Origin of the sequence: Flavobacterium faecale (genome assembly GCF_048320115.1) — a bacterium.
In the GTDB taxonomy this organism is placed as follows: Bacteria; Bacteroidota; Bacteroidia; order Flavobacteriales; family Flavobacteriaceae; genus Flavobacterium; species Flavobacterium faecale_A.
The window spans coordinates 1513240-1534382 of record NZ_CP182943.1 but is presented as its reverse complement, the minus strand read 5'-3'; the positions used below and the strand labels follow the sequence as shown (position 1 = coordinate 1534382).

The following is a 21143-nucleotide window of genomic DNA, read 5'->3' as shown; positions in this document are numbered from 1 at the left end:
AAAATACATGTTAATTTATTAAATTAAAAATTAACATAAAGTTACCAATTATTCAATAAATCTTAACCAATTGAAGCTTTTCATTACACAAAAATCAAAAAAAATTCCAATATCCTTGCTAACCCATTATATAAACAAATGTTAAAAACGGTCATTTAACGACTTATTCTTGAGTTAATCGATTTTATAATTTTTAGTAAGAATTTCCTAGCTACAGTTGTTTTTTTTTATATAGTTTTGCATCTTTTTAACAATGTTGATAATAACATAAAGACATGGAGGCCGCAAAAAAAGCCTTTAGCATTAAAAGATCTATACAGAAAAAATTACAAAATTATGGATAAAGTTACTTTTAAAAGAATCCAATTTGGAAAATTATTGTTTTTCACCCTCTTTCTTTTAGTTTCATTAAATTTATACTCCCAGAGCCCTAAATTTACGACTCCAACGTTAATATCAGGAACAGATAAACAAGTTGGAGCAAAATATCGATATCCTGTTGTAACCACTGTAGATGGAACTGACGTAGAAGCAATTGTAACAATTGTTGCTATTAGTGACGCTACACTTAGAACTGTAGACAACCCATCTAATGGAGGTTTAATAGATCGTTTTCAACCCGAAATCAATACTTCAAAAGCTGATGGATACGTTGAATTTGAATTTGCTTTCTTTAAATCAGGAACTTACGGAACAGCACAACCCATACAAATAGACTTGAGTTCCTTTACCTTAGAAGCCATAGACATTGATGGTAACGAATTTTTTGATGTTGCTATACCATCAAACGGTTCTTATGCTTTAGAAAATCCAACCAAAATTACGGTATCTACAACTGGAACAAACCCAACTTACACAAGATTTAAAGGTCCAAGTGAATCTGTAAATACGATTAGCCTATTGGAAACTCGATACATTGCTGTTGTTAATTTCGGAAGTTTAAATTCTGTAAAATTTAGACTTGGTAATGGGTCAGTATATAATACCTCTTCAAACGCTAGACAAAGTTCAATTAGTTTTGGCGAAGTAATTTTTATTGTACCTATAGCTCCAATTGCAAATAATGATTCTAGTTTATGTAAAAATTATGGTGCTGTTAGTATAGATGTAACTGCCAATGATGTCGATTCCAATCAAAATATTAACAAAGCAACAGTTGACTTAAATCCATCCGCTTCAGGAATTCAAAATTCATTAACTGTTTCTGGAGAAGGAACATGGTCTGTAAATCCAAGTGGTGTAGTTACATTTACTCCACTAGATTCTTTCAAAAACAATCCAACACCAATTTATTACACAATAACGGACTTTACTTTATTGACTTCCAATCAAGCTAAGATTACAATCACTTACAAACCAACTGCTCCAACTGTTAATGTAGTGAACAACTGTGACGGAACTTCAACGCTTACTGCTTCTAATTATACGGGAACTTTATTGTGGAGTAACGGACAAACTACAGCTTCTATAAATGTAAATACAGCAGCAACTTACACTGTTACACAAACTGTAAACGGTTGTACTAGTGATACTGCAAGTGGAATCGCAGCGCCTAAAACAAAACCAACTGCTCCAACTGTTACTGTAGTGAACAACTGTAATGGAACTTCAACGCTTACTGCTTCTAATTATACGGGAACTTTATTGTGGAGTAACGGACAAACTACAGCTTCTATAAATGTAAATACAGCAGCAACTTACACCGTTACACAAACTGTAAACGGTTGTACTAGTGATACTGCAAGTGGAATCGCTGCTCCTAAAGCAAAACCAACTGCTCCAACTGTTAATGTAGTAAACAACTGTGACGGAACTTCAACGCTTACTGCTTCTAATTATACGGGAACTTTATTGTGGAGTAACGGACAAACTTCAGCTTCTATAAATGTGACTACAGCAGCAACTTACACTGTTACACAAACTGTAAACGGTTGTACTAGTGATACTGCAAGTGGAATCGCAGCGCCTAAAAACAAACCAACTGCTCCAACTGTTACTGTAGTAAACAACTGTGACGGAACTTCAACGCTTACCGCTTCTAATTATACGGGAACTTTATTGTGGAGTAACGGACAAACTACAGCTTCTATAAATGTGACTACAGCAACAACTTACACCGTTACACAAACTGTAAACGGTTGTACTAGTAATACTGCAACTGGAATCGCTGCTCCTAAAGCAAAACCAACTGCTCCAACTGTTACTGTAGTGAACAACTGTAATGGAACTTCAACGCTTACTGCTTCTAATTATACGGGAACTTTATTGTGGAGTAACGGACAAACTACAGCTTCTATAAATGTAAATACAGCAGCAACTTACACCGTTACACAAACTGTAAACAGTTGTACTAGTGATACTGCAAGTGGAATCGCAGCGCCTAAAGCAAAACCAACTGCTCCAACTGTTACTGTAGTGAACAACTGTGACGGAACTTCAACGCTTACTGCTTCTAATTATACGGGAACTTTATTGTGGAGTAACGGACAAACTACAGCTTCTATAAATGTAAATACAGCAGCAACTTACACCGTTACACAAACTGTAAACGGTTGTACTAGTGATACTGCAAGTGGAATCGCAGCGCCTAAAAACAAACCAACTGCTCCAACTGTTAATGTAGTGAACAACTGTAACGGAACTTCAACGCTTACTGCTTCTAATTATACGGGAACTTTATTGTGGAGTAACGGACAAACTACAGCTTCTATAAATGTAACTACAGCAGCAACTTACACCGTTACACAAACTGTAAACGGTTGTACTAGTGATACTGCAAGTGGAATCGCAGCGCCTAAAAACAAACCAACTGCTCCAACTGTTACTGTAGTAAACAACTGTGACGGAACTTCAACGCTTACTGCTTCTAATTATACGGGAACTTTATTGTGGAGTAACGGACAAACTACAGCTTCTATAAATGTAAATACAGCAGCAACTTACACCGTTACACAAACTGTAAACGGTTGTACTAGTGATACTGCAAGTGGAATTGCAGCGCCTAAAACAAAACCAACTGCTCCAACTGTTACTGTAAGCACACAACCTTCATGTGACAATCCAGTTGGAAGCATTCTATTAAGTGGATTGCCTTCTGGAAATTGGACTATTAATCCTGGTAATATAAGTGGAAATACAACCACTAAAACCATATCTGAATTAGTACCAGGCACGTATAACTTTACTGTTACTAATTCATTAGGTTGTACTTCAGAAGCTACTCCAAATACTATTATTTCTAATTTTATTTGCGCTAATGACGATACTGCTCCTACTGCTACCAATGGTTTAACTGGAGGGACGGCTTTCACTAATGTACTGGTAAATGATAAATTAAACGGGGTTCTTGTTGACCCAACTAAAGTCAATACTACTTTTGTTTCGGCTACTAATGCGGGAATTACTTTAGTGGGAACTGATGTTAAAGTAGCTGCGGGAACTCCTGCTGGGGACTATGAATTGGTATACAAAATTTGTGAAAAAATAAACCTTACAAACTGTGACGAGGCTACTGTAAAAGTAAAAGTATCAGCAGCAACTATCGAAGCTAATGACGATACTGCTCCAACTGCTACCAATGGTTTTACTGGTGGTACGGCTTTCACTAATGTTCTGGTAAATGATAAATTAAACGGGGTTCTTGTTGACCCAACTAAAGTCAATACTACTTTTGTCTCGGCAACTAATGCGGGAATCTCTCTAGTGGGAACTGATGTTAAAGTAGCTGCGGGAACTCCTGCTGGGGACTACGAATTGGTATACAAAATCTGTGAAAAAATAAATCCTACAAACTGTGACGAGGCTACTGTAAAAGTAAAAGTATCAGCAGCAACTATCGAAGCTAATGACGATACTGCTCCAACTGCTACCAATGGTTTTACTGGTGGTACAGCTTTCACTAATGTTCTGGTAAATGATAAATTAAACGGGGTTCTTGTTGACCCAACTAAGGTCAATACTACTTTTGTTTCAGCAACTAATGCGGGAATTACTTTAGTAGGAACTGATGTAAAAGTAGCTGCGGGAACTCCTGCTGGAGACTATGAATTGGTATACAAAATCTGTGAAAAAATAAACCTTACAAACTGTGACGAGGCTACTGTAAAAGTAAAAGTGTCGGCTGCAACTATCGAAGCTAATGACGATACTGCTCCAACTGCTACCAATGGTTTTACTGGTGGTACGGCTTTCACTAATGTTCTGGTAAATGATAAATTAAACGGGGTTCTTGTTGACCCAACTAAAGTCAATACTACTTTTGTTTCAGCAACTAATGCGGGAATCTCTTTAGTAGGAACAGATGTAAAAGTAGCTGCGGGAACTCCTGCTGGGGACTATGAATTGGTATACAAAATCTGTGAAAAAATAAATCCAACAAACTGTGACGAGGCTATCGTAAAAGTAAAAGTATCAGCAGCAACTATCGAAGCTAATGACGATACTGCTCCAACTGCTACCAATGGTTTGACTGGAGGGACGGCTTTCACTAATGTTCTGGTAAATGATAAATTAAACGGGGTTCTTGTTGACCCAACTAAGGTCAATACTACTTTTGTTTCAGCTACTAATGCTGGAATTACTTTAGTGGGAACTGATGTAAAAGTAGCAGCGGGAACTCCTGCTGGTGACTACGAATTGGTATATAAAATTTGTGAAAAAATAAACCCTACAAACTGTGACGAGGCTATCGTAAAAGTAAAAGTATCAGCAGCAACTATCGAAGCTAATGACGATACTGCTCCTACCGCTACCAATGGTTTAACTGGAGGGACGGCTTTCACTAATGTTCTGGTAAATGATAAATTAAACGGGGTTCTTGTTGACCCAACTAAGGTCAATACTACTTTTGTTTCAGCTACTAATGCGGGAATCTCTTTAGTGGGAACTGATGTTAAAGTAGCTGCGGGAACTCCTGCTGGTGACTACGAATTGGTATACAAAATTTGTGAAAAAATAAACCCTACAAACTGTGACGAGGCTACTGTAAAAGTAAAAGTATCAGCAGCAACTATCGAAGCTAATGACGATACTGCTCCAACTGCTACCAATGGTTTTACTGGTGGTACAGCTTTCACTAATGTTCTGGTAAATGATAAATTAAACGGGGTTCTTGTTGACCCAACTAAGGTCAATACTACTTTTGTTTCGGCTACTAATGCGGGAATCTCTTTAGTGGGAACTGATGTTAAAGTAGCTGCGGGAACTCCTGCTGGTGACTATGAATTGGTATACAAAATTTGTGAAAAAATAAATCCAACAAACTGTGACGATGCAAAAGTAATTGTCAATGTTTACATTCCTTCAATTTCGATTACAAAAGAAGGAACCTATGTTGATACTAACGGTGACAGCAAAACAAATGTAGGAGATCAAATTAAATATACTTTTACAGTTAAAAATACTGGTGGTTCAATATTAACCGGAGTAACCGTAACTGATAACAAAGTGACTGTAAATGGCGGACCAATAGATTTAAATAGTAATGAAACTGATTCAAATACCTTCTCAGCAATTTATAATATTACGGAAGAAGATATTAACAAAGGAATTGTTTACAATTTAGCTTTAGCTAAAGGAACACCTCCAGTTGGAAATCCTGTGACGGGAACTTCTACTGACCCAACGCCTTGTACTACTTGTCCTAAAGACCCTGAGTGCTTGGATTGCACAATGACTCCATTGTCGCAAAATCCTTCAATCTCAATTACCAAAGACGGCACTTATGTAGATACTAACGCTGACGGTAAAACAAATGTTGGGGATAAAATCAACTATACTTTCGTAGTAAAAAATACTGGAAACGTAACCCTTACAAACGTAACTGTAACCGATAACAATGCAGTAGTTACTGGTGGTCCAATTGCAACTCTTGCTGTAGGAACTTCAGATGATACTACATTCACTGCTTCGCATACACTTACACAAGAGGATATCAATGCAGGAATTGTTTACAACTTAGCAACTGCTACAGGAAAAGATCCCAAAGGAAATCCTGTGACGGGAACTTCTACTGACCCAACGCCTTGTACTACTTGTCCTAAAGACCCTGAGTGCTTGGATTGCACAATGACTCCATTGTCGCAAAATCCTTCAATCTCAATTACCAAAGACGGCACTTATGTAGATACTAACGCTGACGGTAAAACAAATGTTGGGGATAAAATCAACTATACTTTCGTAGTAAAAAATACTGGAAACGTAATCCTTACAAACGTAACTGTAACCGATAACAATGCAGTAGTTACTGGTGGTCCAATTGCAACTCTTGCTGTAGGAACTTCAGATGATACTACATTCACTGCTTCGCATACACTTACACAAGAGGATATCAATGCAGGAATTGTTTACAACTTGGCAACTGCTACAGGAAAAGATCCTAAAGGAAATCCTGTAACGGGAACTTCTACTGACCCAACGCCTTGTACTACTTGTCCTAAAGACCCTGAGTGCTTGGATTGTACAATGACTCCATTGTCACAAAATCCTTCAATCTCAATTACCAAAGACGGTACTTATGTAGATACTAACGCTGACGGTAAAACAAATGTTGGGGATAAAATCAACTATACTTTCGTAGTAAAAAATACTGGAAACGTAATCCTTACAAACGTAACTGTAACCGATAACAATGCAGTAGTTACTGGTGGTCCAATTGCAACTCTTGCTGTAGGAGCTTCAGATGATACTACATTCACTGCTTCGCATACACTTACACAAGAGGATATCAATGCAGGAATTGTTTACAACTTGGCAACTGCTACAGGAAAAGATCCTAAAGAAAATCCTGTAACGGGAACTTCTACTGACCCAACGCCTTGTACTACTTGCCCTAAAGACCCTGAGTGCTTGGATTGCACAATGACTCCATTGTCGCAAAATCCTTCAATCTCAATTACCAAAGACGGCACTTATGTAGATACTAACGCTGACGGTAAAACAAATGTTGGGGATAAAATCAACTATACTTTCGTAGTAAAAAATACTGGAAACGTAACCCTTACAAACGTAACTGTAACCGATAACAATGCAGTAGTTACTGGTGGTCCAATTGCAACTCTTGCTTTAGGAACTTCAGATAACACTACGTTCTCTGCTTCGCATACACTTACACAAGAGGATATCAATGCAGGAATTGTTTACAACTTGGCAACTGCTACAGGAAAAGATCCTAAAGGAAATCCTGTGACGGGAACTTCTACTGACCCAACGCCTTGTACTACTTGTCCTAAAGACCCTGAGTGCTTGGATTGCACAATGACTCCATTGTCACAAAATCCTTCAATCTCAATTACCAAAGACGGCACTTATGTAGATACTAACGCTGACGGTAAAACAAATGTTGGGGATAAAATCAACTATACTTTCGTAGTAAAAAATACTGGAAACGTAACCCTTACAAACGTAACTGTAACCGATAACAATGCAGTAGTTACTGGTGGTCCAATTGCAACTCTTGCTTTAGGAACTTCAGATAACACTACGTTCTCTGCTTCGCATACACTTACACAAGAGGATATCAATGCAGGAATTGTTTACAACTTGGCAACTGCTACAGGAAAAGATCCTAAAGGAAATCCTGTGACGGGAACTTCTACTGACCCAACGCCTTGTACTACTTGTCCTAAAGACCCTGAGTGCTTGGATTGCACAATGACTCCATTGTCACAAAATCCTTCAATCTCAATTACCAAAGACGGTACTTATGTAGATACTAACGCTGACGGTAAAACAAATGTTGGGGATAAAATCAACTATACTTTCGTAGTAAAAAATACTGGAAACGTAACCCTTACAAACGTAACTGTAACCGATAACAATGCAGTAGTTACTGGTGGTCCAATTGCAACTCTTGCTGTAGGAACTTCAGATGATACTACATTCACTGCTTCGCATACACTTACACAAGAGGATATCAATGCAGGAATTGTTTACAACTTGGCAACTGCTACTGGAAAAGATCCTAAAGGAAATCCTGTGACGGGAACTTCTACTGACCCAACGCCTTGTACTACTTGTCCTAAAGACCCTGAGTGCTTGGATTGCACAATGACTCCATTGTCGCAAAATCCTTCAATCTCAATTACTAAAGACGGTACTTATGTAGATACTAACGCTGACGGTAAAACAAATGTTGGGGATAAAATAAACTATACTTTCGTAGTAAAAAATACTGGAAACGTAATCCTTACAAACGTAACTGTAACGGATAACAATGCAGTAGTTACTGGTGGTCCAATTGCAACTCTTGCTGTAGGAACTTCAGATGATACTACATTCACTGCTTCGCATACACTTACACAAGAGGATATCAATGCAGGAATTGTTTACAACTTGGCAACTGCTACAGGAAAAGATCCTAAAGGAAATCCTGTAACGGGAACTTCTACTGACCCAACGCCTTGTACTACTTGTCCTAAAGACCCTGAGTGCTTGGATTGTACAATGACTCCATTGTCACAAAATCCTTCAATCTCAATTACCAAAGACGGTACTTATGTAGATACTAACGCTGACGGTAAAACAAATGTTGGGGATAAAATAAACTATACTTTCGTAGTAAAAAATACTGGAAACGTAACCCTTACAAACGTAACTGTAACGGATAACAATGCAGTAGTTACTGGTGGTCCAATTGCAACTCTTGCTGTAGGAACTTCAGATGATACTACATTCACTGCTTCGCATACACTTACACAAGAGGATATCAATGCAGGAATTGTTTACAACTTGGCAACTGCTACTGGAAAAGATCCTAAAGGAAATCCTGTGACGGGAACTTCTACTGACCCAACGCCTTGTACTACTTGTCCTAAAGACCCTGAGTGCTTGGATTGCACAATGACTCCATTGTCACAAAATCCTTCAATCTCAATTACCAAAGACGGTACTTATGTAGATACTAACGCTGACGGTAAAACAAATGTTGGGGATAAAATCAACTATACTTTCGTAGTAAAAAATACTGGAAACGTAATCCTTACAAACGTAACTGTAACCGATAACAATGCAGTAGTTACTGGTGGTCCAATTGCAACTCTTGCTGTAGGAACTTCAGATGATACTACATTCACTGCTTCGCATACACTTACACAAGAGGATATCAATGCAGGAATTGTTTACAACTTGGCAACTGCTACAGGAAAAGATCCTAAAGGAAATCCTGTAACGGGAACTTCTACTGACCCAACGCCTTGTACTACTTGTCCTAAAGACCCTGAGTGCTTGGATTGTACAATGACTCCATTGTCACAAAATCCTTCAATCTCAATTACCAAAGACGGTACTTATGTAGATACTAACGCTGACGGTAAAACAAATGTTGGGGATAAAATAAACTATACTTTCGTAGTAAAAAATACTGGAAACGTAACCCTTACAAACGTAACTGTAACGGATAACAATGCAGTAGTTACTGGTGGTCCAATTGCAACTCTTGCTGTAGGAACTTCAGATGATACTACATTCACTGCTTCGCATACACTTACACAAGAGGATATCAATGCAGGAATTGTTTACAACTTGGCAACTGCTACAGGAAAAGATCCTAAAGGAAATCCTGTAACGGGAACTTCTACTGACCCAACGCCTTGTACTACTTGTCCTAAAGATCCTGAGTGCTTGGATTGCACAATGACTCCATTGTCGCAAAATCCTTCAATCTCAATTACCAAAGACGGTACTTATGTAGATACTAACGCTGACGGTAAAACAAATGTTGGGGATAAAATCAACTATACTTTCGTAGTAAAAAATACTGGAAACGTAACCCTTACAAACGTAACTGTAACCGATAACAATGCAGTAGTTACTGGTGGTCCAATTGCAACTCTTGCTGTAGGAACTTCAGATGATACTACATTCACTGCTTCGCATACACTTACACAAGAGGATATCAATGCAGGAATTGTTTACAACTTGGCAACTGCTACAGGAAAAGATCCCAAAGGAAATCCTGTGACGGGAACTTCTACTGACCCAACGCCTTGTACTACTTGTCCTAAAGATCCTGAGTGCTTGGATTGCACAATGACTCCATTGTCGCAAAATCCTTCAATCTCAATTACCAAAGACGGTACTTATGTAGATACTAACGCTGACGGTAAAACAAATGTTGGGGATAAAATCAACTATACTTTCGTAGTAAAAAATACTGGAAACGTAACCCTTACAAACGTAACTGTAACCGATAACAATGCAGTAGTTACTGGTGGTCCAATTGCAACTCTTGCTGTAGGAACTTCAGATGATACTACATTCACTGCTTCGCATACACTTACACAAGAGGATATCAATGCAGGAATTGTTTACAACTTGGCAACTGCTACAGGAAAAGATCCCAAAGGAAATCCTGTGACGGGAACTTCTACTGACCCAACGCCTTGTACTACTTGTCCTAAAGACCCTGAGTGCTTGGATTGCACAATGACTCCATTGTCGCAAAATCCTTCAATAGCTTTAGTCAAAACAGGTATTTTTGAGGATACTAATAATGATGGTTTTGCACAAGTTGGAGAAAAAGTAAACTATTTCTTTACAGTGACTAATACTGGAAACGTTACAATAACAAATATTATAGTTACTGACCCAATGATTGCTACTATTAGCAATAACACAATTGCTAGTTTAGCTCCTGGAACTGTTGTCAACAATTTAAGAGGAACTTACATTTTGACTCAAACTGATATTGATAATGGAAAAGTTACCAATACTGCTCTAGCAAAAGGAAAAGCCCCTAAAGGGAATGATGTTCAGGATATATCTGGTACTGATGTTGAAAATGACACAAAAACGGAAACTCCTTTACCACAAAAAGGCGCAATAGCTTTAGTAAAAACGGCAATTTTTGTTGACACAAATAATGATGGAATAGCTCAAGCAGGTGAAAAAATCACTTATAACTTTAATGTAACAAACACTGGTTCGGTAACCTTAACCAATATTGTGCTTACTGATACTATGCTTCCTACCATAACAGGAAATACAATAGCTACTTTATTACCTGGAGCTTCTATAGCTTCTATTACTGGAACTTACACCTTAACACAATCAGATATTGATAATGGTAAAGTTATCAATACAGCATTAGTGATAGGAAAAGATACATCTGGAAACGAGGTAAAAGACATCTCTGGTACAACTGTTGAAAATGACACAAAAACGGAAACAGTATTACCTAGTAAAGGAAATATCGCAGTTTTAAAAACTGCAACTTTTGAAGACAACAATAATGATGGCTTTGCACAAGCAGGGGAAACCATCAAATATAGCTTTGAAATTAAAAACACAGGAAATGTTACACTCTACAATGTAGTTTTAACAGATGATTTAGCAGGAGTAATTTTGAATGGAAGTCCAATTTCGATTTTGGCTCCAGGCGAAATAAACTACTCTGCATACTCTGCTATTTACCCATTAACTCAAGCTGACATTGTAAAAGGTTTTGTTTCCAATCAAGCTACGGTTATAGGTAAAACAAGGTTTGGCTCAGATGTTACTGCAATTTCTTCAAGTACTAGTAATCTTGAAGAAGAACCAACAGTATTAGGTGTTGTAGGATGTGTGGTAGACCCTTTAAAAGCAGTTTCTCCAAATGGAGATGGTGATAATGATGTCTTCTATATTCGTGGAATCGAATGTTATCCAGATAACAAAGTTGAAATATATAATAGATGGGGAGTTCTGGTATTCGAAAGAGATTTATACAACAACACTGACAGAGCTTTTAAAGGAAGATCTGAAGGAAGAGTTACTGTTAGTCAATCATCAGAATTACCAACAGGAACTTACTATTACATTGTAAACTATAAAGATACAGACGCTGTATTACATCAAAAAGCTGGATACTTATATTTAAATAGATAAACAATTTCCAAGAAAACGTCTTAGGTTTTAAATAGAAACAAATGAAAAGAAAAATAGCAATATTGGTTTTAATATTCATAACTAGCTTTAGTTATGGACAACAAGATGCACAGTTTACTCAGTATATGTACAATAGCATGAGTATCAATCCTGCTTATGCTGGTTTAAGAGAAAAAATGAGCATATTTGCTTTGCACCGTACACAATGGGTAGGTCTAGAAGGCGCTCCTGTGACAAACAATGTTTCAATCCACACTCCAATTAATGGAGGTAATATGGGAATGGGAGTATCCATTTTAAATGACAAGATAGGACCTTCTGACGAAACTGATATTGGTTTAAATTTTTCTTACGGAATTCAAACCTCTGAAAACTACCGTTTATCTTTTGGATTAAAGGCATCCGTTAATTTATTGAATATTGATTTCAACAAACTAACTTACCTAACTCCAGACAAGAGTTTTAATGATGGAAATATCGACAATCGATTTACTCCTAATATTGGCGCAGGACTTTACTATTATTCTGATTACTCATACATTGGTCTATCTGTTCCTAATTTAATTGAAACAAGTCACTTTGACAAATACAAAGGAGGTGGTTCCATTAGCTATATAGCAAAAGAAAGATTGCATTATTATTTAACTGCTGGATATGTATTTGACCTAACGGGTGATATTAAATTCAAACCTTCCTTTATCAGTAAGTTGGCACAAGGGACTCCTCTTCAAGTAGATGTATCTGGAAATTTCATGTTTCAAGAAAAATTTGTTGCAGGTTTATCCTATAGATGGAGTGCTGCCGTTAGTGCAATGGTTGGATTTCAAGCTACAGACTCATGGTTTATTGGTTATGGTTACGACCTTGAAACAACTCGGTTAGCACATTACAACTCTGGTTCACATGAAATCTTTTTGAGGTATGAACTATTTAATAAATACGACAGAATTGTTACCCCTAGATTCTTTTAAAATACACAAAATGAAAATAAGAAACTTTTTATTTAGCACTTTATTAATCTTTTCCGCAATTCAAATCTATGCCCAAAAAGCAAGTGTTGAAGCTGCAGATAGACAATACGAACGTTTTTCTTATATCGATGCTATTAGCACCTACGAAAGAGTTGCTGAAAAAGGATATAAAGATGAAAAAATGTTCCAAAAATTAGGGAATGCATATTATTTCAATGCAGAGTTGAGCAAAGCTGGTCGATGGTATGAGGAATTATTTGCTATGAATGCAAATCAAGATCCTGAGTATTATTACCGCTTTTCAGAATGCTTGAAATCTATTGGCAAATATGACAGAGCGAATAAAGTTTTGGAGGAATTCAATAACAAATCTGGTAATGACCAAAGAGCCAAATTATTTGCTGCAAACAAAAATTATTTAGAAGTTATTAAAGAGAACTCGGGACGATTTAACATCGAAGATGCTGGAATAAATTCTGAATACTCAGATTATGGAACCGCATTTATGGGAAATAAATTAGTTTTTGCATCTGCCAGAGATACAATTGGCGTACACCGAAGAGTATTCAAATGGACCAATCAATCGTTTACCAATCTATACAGTTCAGAAGTAAACACCACTGGACGCTTAGGAAAACCTGTTCCCTTTGCTGATAAAATAAATTCAAAATTTCACGAATCCACACCTGTTTTCACAAGAGATGGTCAAACAATGTATTTCACTAGAAACAATTTCCTTGACGGAAAAAAAGGAAAAGATAGTCAAAGAATCACATTGCTAAAAATTTACAAAGCTACTTTAGAAAACGGAAAATGGTCCAATGTAATTGAATTGCCTTTCAACAGTGACGACTATAGTAATGCTCACCCAGCCTTGAGTCCGGATGACAAAGAACTCTATTTTGCTTCAAATATGCCAGGCACTTTAGGCCAATCTGATTTATTTAAAGTAAAAATAAACAATGATGGCACATTTTCTAAACCTGAAAATTTAGGAAAAACAATCAATACAGAAGGAAGAGAAACATTTCCATTTATCTCTGATGATAATGAATTATACTTTTCTTCAGACGGACGTCCTGGTTTAGGAGGACTTGATGTATATGTTACGGAAATTAAAGGAAATTCTTTTTCTGAAGTGCAAAATATTGGGGAACCCATAAATGGAAACAAAGATGATTTTGCATTTTTTATTGACAGTAAAAGTCGAATTGGGTTTTTCACTTCTAACAGAGATGGCGGACATGGTTATGATGATATCTACAAATTTTCTGAAACCAGAAAACTAAAATGTGAACAATCACTGTTTGGTAATATTACCGATAAGGAAACTTCTAAATCTATAGAAAATACAAAAGTTAGTCTTTTTGACGAAAAGTTTAATTTTATAAAAGAAACCTATTCTAATGCAACAGGCAAATATCGCTTCAAAGATGTTGAATGTGATAAAACTTATTATGTAAGAGCTGAGAAGAAAGATTATGAAACCAATGAAGGTAAAATAAATGTCCCTAAAAAAACGGGGGAAACCGAATTTTCATTAGCACTTGATAAAAGAATCAAACAATTCGGAATTGGAACTGATCTTGCAAAAACGCTAAATATACCAATTATCTATTTTGATTTAGACAAATCATTTATTCGTAAAGATGCTGCTTTTGAATTAGAAAAAGTTCTCGCGGTTATGAAGGAATATCCTAAAATGAAAATCGATATTCGTTCCCATACTGATTGTAGACAAACAGCAAAATACAATGAAGCATTATCAGATAGAAGAGCAAAATCTACAATGGAATGGTTAATTAAGAATGGAATCGAAACCAATAGACTAAATGCCAAAGGTTATGGAGAATCGCAACTTCTTAATGATTGTGCTTGTGAACCTACAAATAAATCAAATTGTACTGAAGAACAACACCAATTAAATCGTAGAAGTGAATTTATTGTTATAGCAATAGATTAAACTACTTTCTTTTAAAATAAAAAATGGGTTTGACTAAAATTAATAGTCATGCCCATTTTTTTATTACAACACAGAATCTTTGAGGCTCAGGTTCCTTTGATTATCTTTGCAAACTAAAATTAATACCCTTGTCACAAAAAATTGCCATTACAGCTTTAGCTTCTATTTCACCACTTGGTTCAAAACCCGAAGAAATTTGGAAAAATTATTTGAATCCAACACCTTGTTTCTCCAAAAAACATTTGGATCATCAAGAAACTTTAGTGGGAACGATAAATGCAAATGACGATAGGACAATAAAAGAACTTGCCGAATCCGACTCTAAATACAAATCATTAGACAAAACTGTTTTGCTTGCTATAGCTGCTTCTCGACAAGCTATAGCAAAAGCAGGCTGGAAAAAAGGAGATAATTTTGGAATTAATATTGGTTCCTCACGTGGTGCAACAGATTTGTTCGAAAAACATTATAAAGAATATTTAGAATCAGGAAAAGCACAAACGCTAGCCTCCCCTACTACGACTTTAGGAAACATTTCGTCATGGGTGGCTCATGATTTACAAGCTACAGGTCCTGAAATTTCGCATTCAATCACTTGCTCTACGGCTTTACATTCGTTATTAAACGGCATTGCTTGGCTGAAAGCAGGCATGGCGACTAAATTTTTAGTTGGTGGAAGTGAGGCTCCCTTAACTGATTTTACTATTGGTCAAATGCGTGCTTTAAAAATTTACTCCAACAGTAAGGAACAATATCCGAATAGAGCTTTGGATTTTGACAAAAAACAAAATACAATGATTTTAGGCGAAGGAGCCTCAGTGGGTTGTTTAGAATTGGGTCCCAAAGAAAATGCTTTAGGCTATATTGAAGGTTTTGGTTATGCTACTGAAATTTTGGAACACAATATTTCCATATCGGCAGAAGCCATTTGTTTCCAGAAATCCATGAGTATGGCACTAGCAAATACACCAACTACAGATGTTGATGCCATTGTGATGCATGCACCCGGCACCATCAAAGGTGACTTAACAGAGTACCGAGCCATTCAAAAAATATTTGGAGAACAACTGCCTTTGCTAACCACAAATAAGTGGAAAATAGGCCATACTTTTGGGACTTCAGGCATGTTGAGTGTTGAATTAGCCATTTTCATGATGCAACACAATCAGTTTATTAATGTCCCTTTTGCGAAGGCACAACAACAGACTAAGCCTATCCAAAAGGTATTGGTGAATTCCGTTGGTTTTGGTGGAAATGCAGTAAGTATCTTGTTGAGCGTTTAAATTATAGATTTTTAAATTTCTTAAATCTGTGTTACAAAAAAAACAGCCTACATCCGCTTTTTCCCTTTAAATCAGTTTTACCTATATTGCAAACGGATATGCACTAGTTCTTAGAATTACTTTCCAATTCCTTAATACAATCATAAATCAAAAAAGACTCAAAACCTCTTCGAAGGAAGTAATCACAGAATTTTTTTCTTTTTTTTAATAGATTGGTTTCCGAAATTGTATCCCAATATTTTAGGGACCAAATCTCAAAGTTGTTTGCGTATTCCTCTTCTATTTCTTTCAGAGCGATTTTAATCAAAGTATGATTTATTCGACGCATTTTCAATTCACTTTCAATTTTGATTTTGCCCCAATGTTTGATGCGGTGTTTTCCACGTGCAAAACTGCGAGCAAAACGTTCTTCGTTCAGGAAATTATCAGCAATGAGTTGACTTATTATCATATCAATTTCATCATTTGTAAGTTTCATTTCTCTTAATTTAGAAATAACTTCTTCATGGCAACGATCTTGATAAGCACAGTAATTTTCTATTTTATTCTTTATCTCTTGAGCAATATACATTGATTATTTGTTGTGATTTTCAAACCCGAAAATACACAATTTAGACGACAAACTCCTTTTCATTTATTTAACGAATAATAACAATATTTTATCTCCAAAAAACAAATAACCTTACACAACTGTTAAAAAATGCATTTTATCGATAAAATAAAACCTTTAACGTCTTTAATTCGTAAATACAAGGAAAACAGTACTTTCGCACTGTGAAAAACTGATTTACCACGAAATCAAAAGAATTTTATGAGACAAATTTTTACTTGGAATACTTTTATTCTTTTTTTATTTTTTTTATTTTTCTCATTTGTAGGCTTTTCACAATCAGTCGGAGATTATCAATCCACAGGAAATGGTAACTGGACGACACTTTCAAGTTGGCAACGTTTTAATGGCACTTCATGGGTCACTCCTTCAGGAACTTCCCCACAAGGTTATCCTGGTCAATTTTCTGGCACAGGTGCTGTTTTGATTCAATCAGGACATAAAATCACGCTAAATATGGCGACTATTCCTACCTCATTTGGTCAATTTACAATAAGTGGCCAATTAGTTTTAGTCGATGACACTACCCATATTATCAACACAACCTCATTAATTGTCACTTCCTCTTTAGGATCAATAGATTTTAATAAAAAGTCTGATATAAAATTACCTGCAGGCACTCCTATCCAGGTTTCTACTGGAGGCTTAATTGGAGACTGTAGTAATAATAACTCGCTGTTTATCGGGTCTGTTGAAGTTGCAGTCTGTAAGGGGGGGAATTCCGACACAGGATATGATTTTGATGACATTATGGATAATGGAGGTACTTTATATTCAACTCCATCATCAAATTCTCCTGTATGTAGCGGAAATGCTATTAATTTATACGGAAGCTATACTGGATTAGTAGGGAAAACAACGTCTGGCGGTTCTACCAATGGAGTAAAATACTCTTGGTCAGTTACAGCACCTAATTCTGCTACAACAACATATACATCTCAAAATCCAAGTTTTTCAGCATCACAAACTGGTAATTACTCTGCAACATTAACCTGTACTACCTATTTTGGCACCACTGCATTTTCTCATTCAAAAACTATTACAATAGTTGTCAATGCAATTCCAACAGTAACAGGAACAGCGCCTAACACAAGATGTGGTACTGGTACCGTTTCGTTAGGAGCAACTGCCTCTGCAGGAACTTTAAACTGGTATGCTGCTTCAACAGGTGGGGCAATATTAGGAACAGGAACTTCATTTACAACACCGTCAATTACAAGTACTACAACTTATTATGTTGACGCTACCAATAACGGATGCACTACAGCAACGAGAACTCCAGTAACCGCTACAGTAAATGCAATTCCAACAATAACAGGAACAACGCCCAACACAAGATGTGGTACTGGTACCGTTTCGTTAGGAGCAACTGCCTCTGCAGGAACTTTAAACTGGTATGCAGCTTCAACAGGTGGAGTAATATTAGGAACAGGAACTTCATTTACAACACCGTCAATCACTAGTACTACAACTTATTATGTTGACGCTACCAATAACGGATGTACTACAGCAACGAGAACTCCAGTAACCGCTACAGTAAATGCAATTCCAACAGTAACAGGAACAACGCCTAACACAAGATGTGGTACTGGTACCGTTTCGTTAGGAGCAACTGCCTCTGTAGGAACTTTAAACTGGTATGCAGCTTCAACAGGTGGAGTAATATTAGGAACAGGAACTTCATTTACAACACCGTCAATCACTAGTACTACAACTTATTATGTTGACGCTACCAATAACGGATGTACTACAGCAACGAGAACTCCAGTAACCGCTACAGTAAATGCAATTCCAACAGTAACAGGAACAACGCCCAACACAAGATGTGGTACTGGTACCGTTTCGTTAGGAGCAACTGCCTCTGCAGGAACTTTAAACTGGTATGCAGCTTCAACAGGTGGGGCAATATTAGGAACAGGAACTTCATTTACAACACCGTCAATCACAAGTACTACAACTTATTATGTTGACGCTACCAATAACGGATGCACTACAGCAACGAGAACTCCAGTAACCGCTACAGTAAATGCAATTCCAACAGTAACAGGAACAACGCCCAACACAAGATGTGGTACTGGTACCGTTTCGTTAGGAGCAACTACCTCTGTAGGAACTTTAAACTGGTATGCAGCTTCAACAGGTGGAGTAATATTAGGAACAGGAACTTCATTTACAACACCGTCAATCACTAGTACTACAACTTATTATGTTGACGCTACCAATAACGGATGTACTACAGCAACGAGAACTCCAGTAACCGCTACAGTAAATGCAATTCCAACAGTAACAGGAACAACGCCCAACACAAGATGTGGTACTGGTACCGTTTCGTTAGGAGCAACTGCCTCTGTAGGAACTTTAAACTGGTATGCTGCTTCAACAGGTGGGGCAATATTAGGAACAGGAACTTCATTTACAACACCGTCAATCACAAGTACTACAACTTATTATGTTGACGCTACCAATAACGGATGCACTACAGCAACGAGAACTCCAGTAACAGCCTCAGTAACCCTACTACCTTCAATTCCAACAATTAGCTCAACAACAGAACCTACCTGCTCGTTACCTACAGGAAGTATAGCCCTAAGCAACCTTCCTTCTGGAAACTGGACATTGTATCAATATGGAGAAGTAACAAACACAATTACTGGTTCAGGAAGTACTGCAACCGTAAGTGGACTAGCCGTTGGAAATTATACTTTTACCGTAAACAATGGAACCTGCACATCAGGTTCCAGTGCATCAGTAACTATTAATAATGCACCAATAATTACCAACACATGGACGGGATCATGGGATAACGGCACACCTACTTTAGATCAAAAAATTGTTTTTGCCGAAGATTATAATGAAGATACGAATGTCAAAGGATGCTCTTGTAAAGTCACTCCTAACAAAAATGTAATTATTAAAACAGGACGCATCATGCAGATTGTTAATGATGTTGAAGTTATGGGAACCGGCTCATTAACTTTTGAGAATCATGCTAGTTTAGTTCAAATCAATGATAACGCTATCAATTCAGGAAATATTACTTATAACCGAACTACAGCATCTATCCTAAAAACAGATTATACTTACTGGTCTTCTCCAGTGGAGAACTTTACGCTTGGAGGCATAAAAGCCGGTACTTTGTATTATATGTTCAATGCCGCAGGGAATTCTTGGACAAGAGCGTATGCTTCAACAATTATGACTCCGGGTAATGGCTATATTGTTCGAGGAGAAGGTACTGGTTTTAATAGTGGCTCAGTAGTGGTAAATGCTCCATTTTTTGGAAAACCAAACAATGGCATCATCAGTACGCCAATTGTAGGTTCAAATGCTTCTAATCTCATTGGAAACCCTTACCCCTCTGCTATTGATGCCGATGCCTTTTTGTTTGCCAATAATAGTGTTTTAGAAGGCACCTTGTACTTTTGGACGCACGGCACAGCTATTCAATTAGCCTCTAATCTCCCTACAGGCACAGCTGGAAGTGGAAAATATGCCTATACTTCTGATGATTATGCTACTTATAATTACACTGGAGGAACAAGTGGCGTTAATGGTGTTATCGGTGCGGGTCAAGGTTTTATGGCTACAGGCTTATCTGGTGGTTCGGCTACTTTCACTAACAGTATGCGTATAGGTCCAGCAGGTGAGTTATTAAATAATTCTTTCTTTTTCAAACCTGCCTCTAACAGCAAAACAGCTAAAACAGCTACTACTAGCAAAATAGAAAAAAATAGGGTTTGGCTTAACATGACCAACACTCAAGGGGCGTTCAAACAAGCCTTAATTGGCTACATTACTGGAGCTACCAATAATTACGATAGAGGGTATGACGGAATCAGTTATGATGGAAATAGCTTTATTGATTTTTATAGTATCAACCAAAACACCCCTTTAACAATTCAAGGCCGTGCTTTACCTTTTCAAGACAGCGATGTGGTACCTTTAGGATACAGCACTACTATAGCAGGTGAGTTCACTATTGCTATTGATAAAACTGATGGCAGTTTGAACAACCAAAACATCTATTTGGAGGATAAAACAACCAACACAATTCAGAACTTAAAAGAAAAACCATATACTTTTACAACTACCAAAGGGACATTCAATAATCGTTTCTTACTAACCTACAAAACCCAAAACACATTAGGAACCGAAGACATTGAAATTATTAATAATGCAGTTTACATTTCACAAAAAGAAAATGAAATTAAGATAAATGTGACTACTGATGTAATTGATGAAGTTTCAGTATTTGATATTTCAGGAAAATTAATATTGCAAAAATCAAAAGTTGACAGTCCTGAACTTTTAATTACAAATATGGCAACTTCAGAACAAATGTTACTTGTCAAAATAAAGCTAAATAACGGCCAAATCATTAATAAAAAGATCCTTTATTAACCCAAAAAACAAACACTTATTACAATCCCATCCCGAAACGGATGGGATTTTTT

Annotated in this window: 6 protein-coding genes; 5 read left to right on the top strand and 1 reads right to left on the bottom strand. The window is 36.9% G+C overall.

Annotation, left to right across the window (positions count from 1 at the left end):
• Positions 1 to 336: 336 nt before the first annotated feature.
• The 4 genes from ACNH59_RS06445 to ACNH59_RS06430 all read left to right on the top strand — a co-directional run bounded on the left by ACNH59_RS06445 (position 337) and on the right by ACNH59_RS06430 (position 16079).
• Positions 337 to 11862: a DUF7507 domain-containing protein gene (locus ACNH59_RS06445; RefSeq protein ID WP_418264609.1), complete on the top strand. Its 11526-nt coding sequence runs from the start codon at positions 337 to 339 to the stop codon at positions 11860 to 11862.
• 41 nt (positions 11863 to 11903) lie between these two features.
• The gene (locus ACNH59_RS06440) at positions 11904 to 12833 is read left to right on the top strand and encodes a type IX secretion system membrane protein PorP/SprF (protein WP_418264608.1); all 930 of its coding nucleotides are present in this window, start codon (positions 11904 to 11906) and stop codon (positions 12831 to 12833) included.
• A gap of 10 nt (positions 12834 to 12843) precedes the next feature.
• On the top strand, positions 12844 to 14796 hold the full coding sequence (locus ACNH59_RS06435; protein WP_418264607.1) for an OmpA family protein: 1953 nt from the start codon (positions 12844 to 12846) through the stop codon (positions 14794 to 14796).
• A 128-nt stretch (positions 14797 to 14924) separates the two neighbouring features.
• Positions 14925 to 16079, top strand: coding sequence for a beta-ketoacyl synthase N-terminal-like domain-containing protein (locus tag ACNH59_RS06430; protein WP_418264606.1), 1155 nt, complete (start codon positions 14925 to 14927; stop codon positions 16077 to 16079).
• 103 nt (positions 16080 to 16182) lie between these two features.
• Here ACNH59_RS06430 and ACNH59_RS06425 read toward each other — a convergent pair whose 3' ends face one another.
• Positions 16183 to 16650, bottom strand: a complete 468-nt coding sequence (locus ACNH59_RS06425; protein ID WP_418264605.1) for a regulatory protein RecX — start codon at positions 16648 to 16650, stop codon at positions 16183 to 16185.
• A 240-nt stretch (positions 16651 to 16890) separates the two neighbouring features.
• Here ACNH59_RS06425 and ACNH59_RS06420 point away from each other — a divergent pair, with 240 nt between their 5' ends.
• Positions 16891 to 21090: a T9SS sorting signal type C domain-containing protein gene (locus tag ACNH59_RS06420; protein WP_418264604.1), complete on the top strand. Its 4200-nt coding sequence runs from the start codon at positions 16891 to 16893 to the stop codon at positions 21088 to 21090.
• The last annotated feature ends 53 nt before the right edge of the window (positions 21091 to 21143 follow it).

What these genes read in the sequence shown, in the direction of transcription:
- ACNH59_RS06440 (WP_418264608.1), top strand. Translation starts at nt 11,904, where the DNA reads ATGAAAAGAAAAATAGCAATATTGGTTTTAATATTCATAACTAGCTTT.
- ACNH59_RS06425 (WP_418264605.1), bottom strand. Translation starts at nt 16,650, where the DNA reads ATGTATATTGCTCAAGAGATAAAGAATAAAATAGAAAATTACTGTGCT.
- ACNH59_RS06420 (WP_418264604.1), top strand. Translation starts at nt 16,891, where the DNA reads ATGAGACAAATTTTTACTTGGAATACTTTTATTCTTTTTTTATTTTTT.
- ACNH59_RS06445 (WP_418264609.1), top strand. Translation starts at nt 337, where the DNA reads ATGGATAAAGTTACTTTTAAAAGAATCCAATTTGGAAAATTATTGTTT.
- ACNH59_RS06435 (WP_418264607.1), top strand. Translation starts at nt 12,844, where the DNA reads ATGAAAATAAGAAACTTTTTATTTAGCACTTTATTAATCTTTTCCGCA.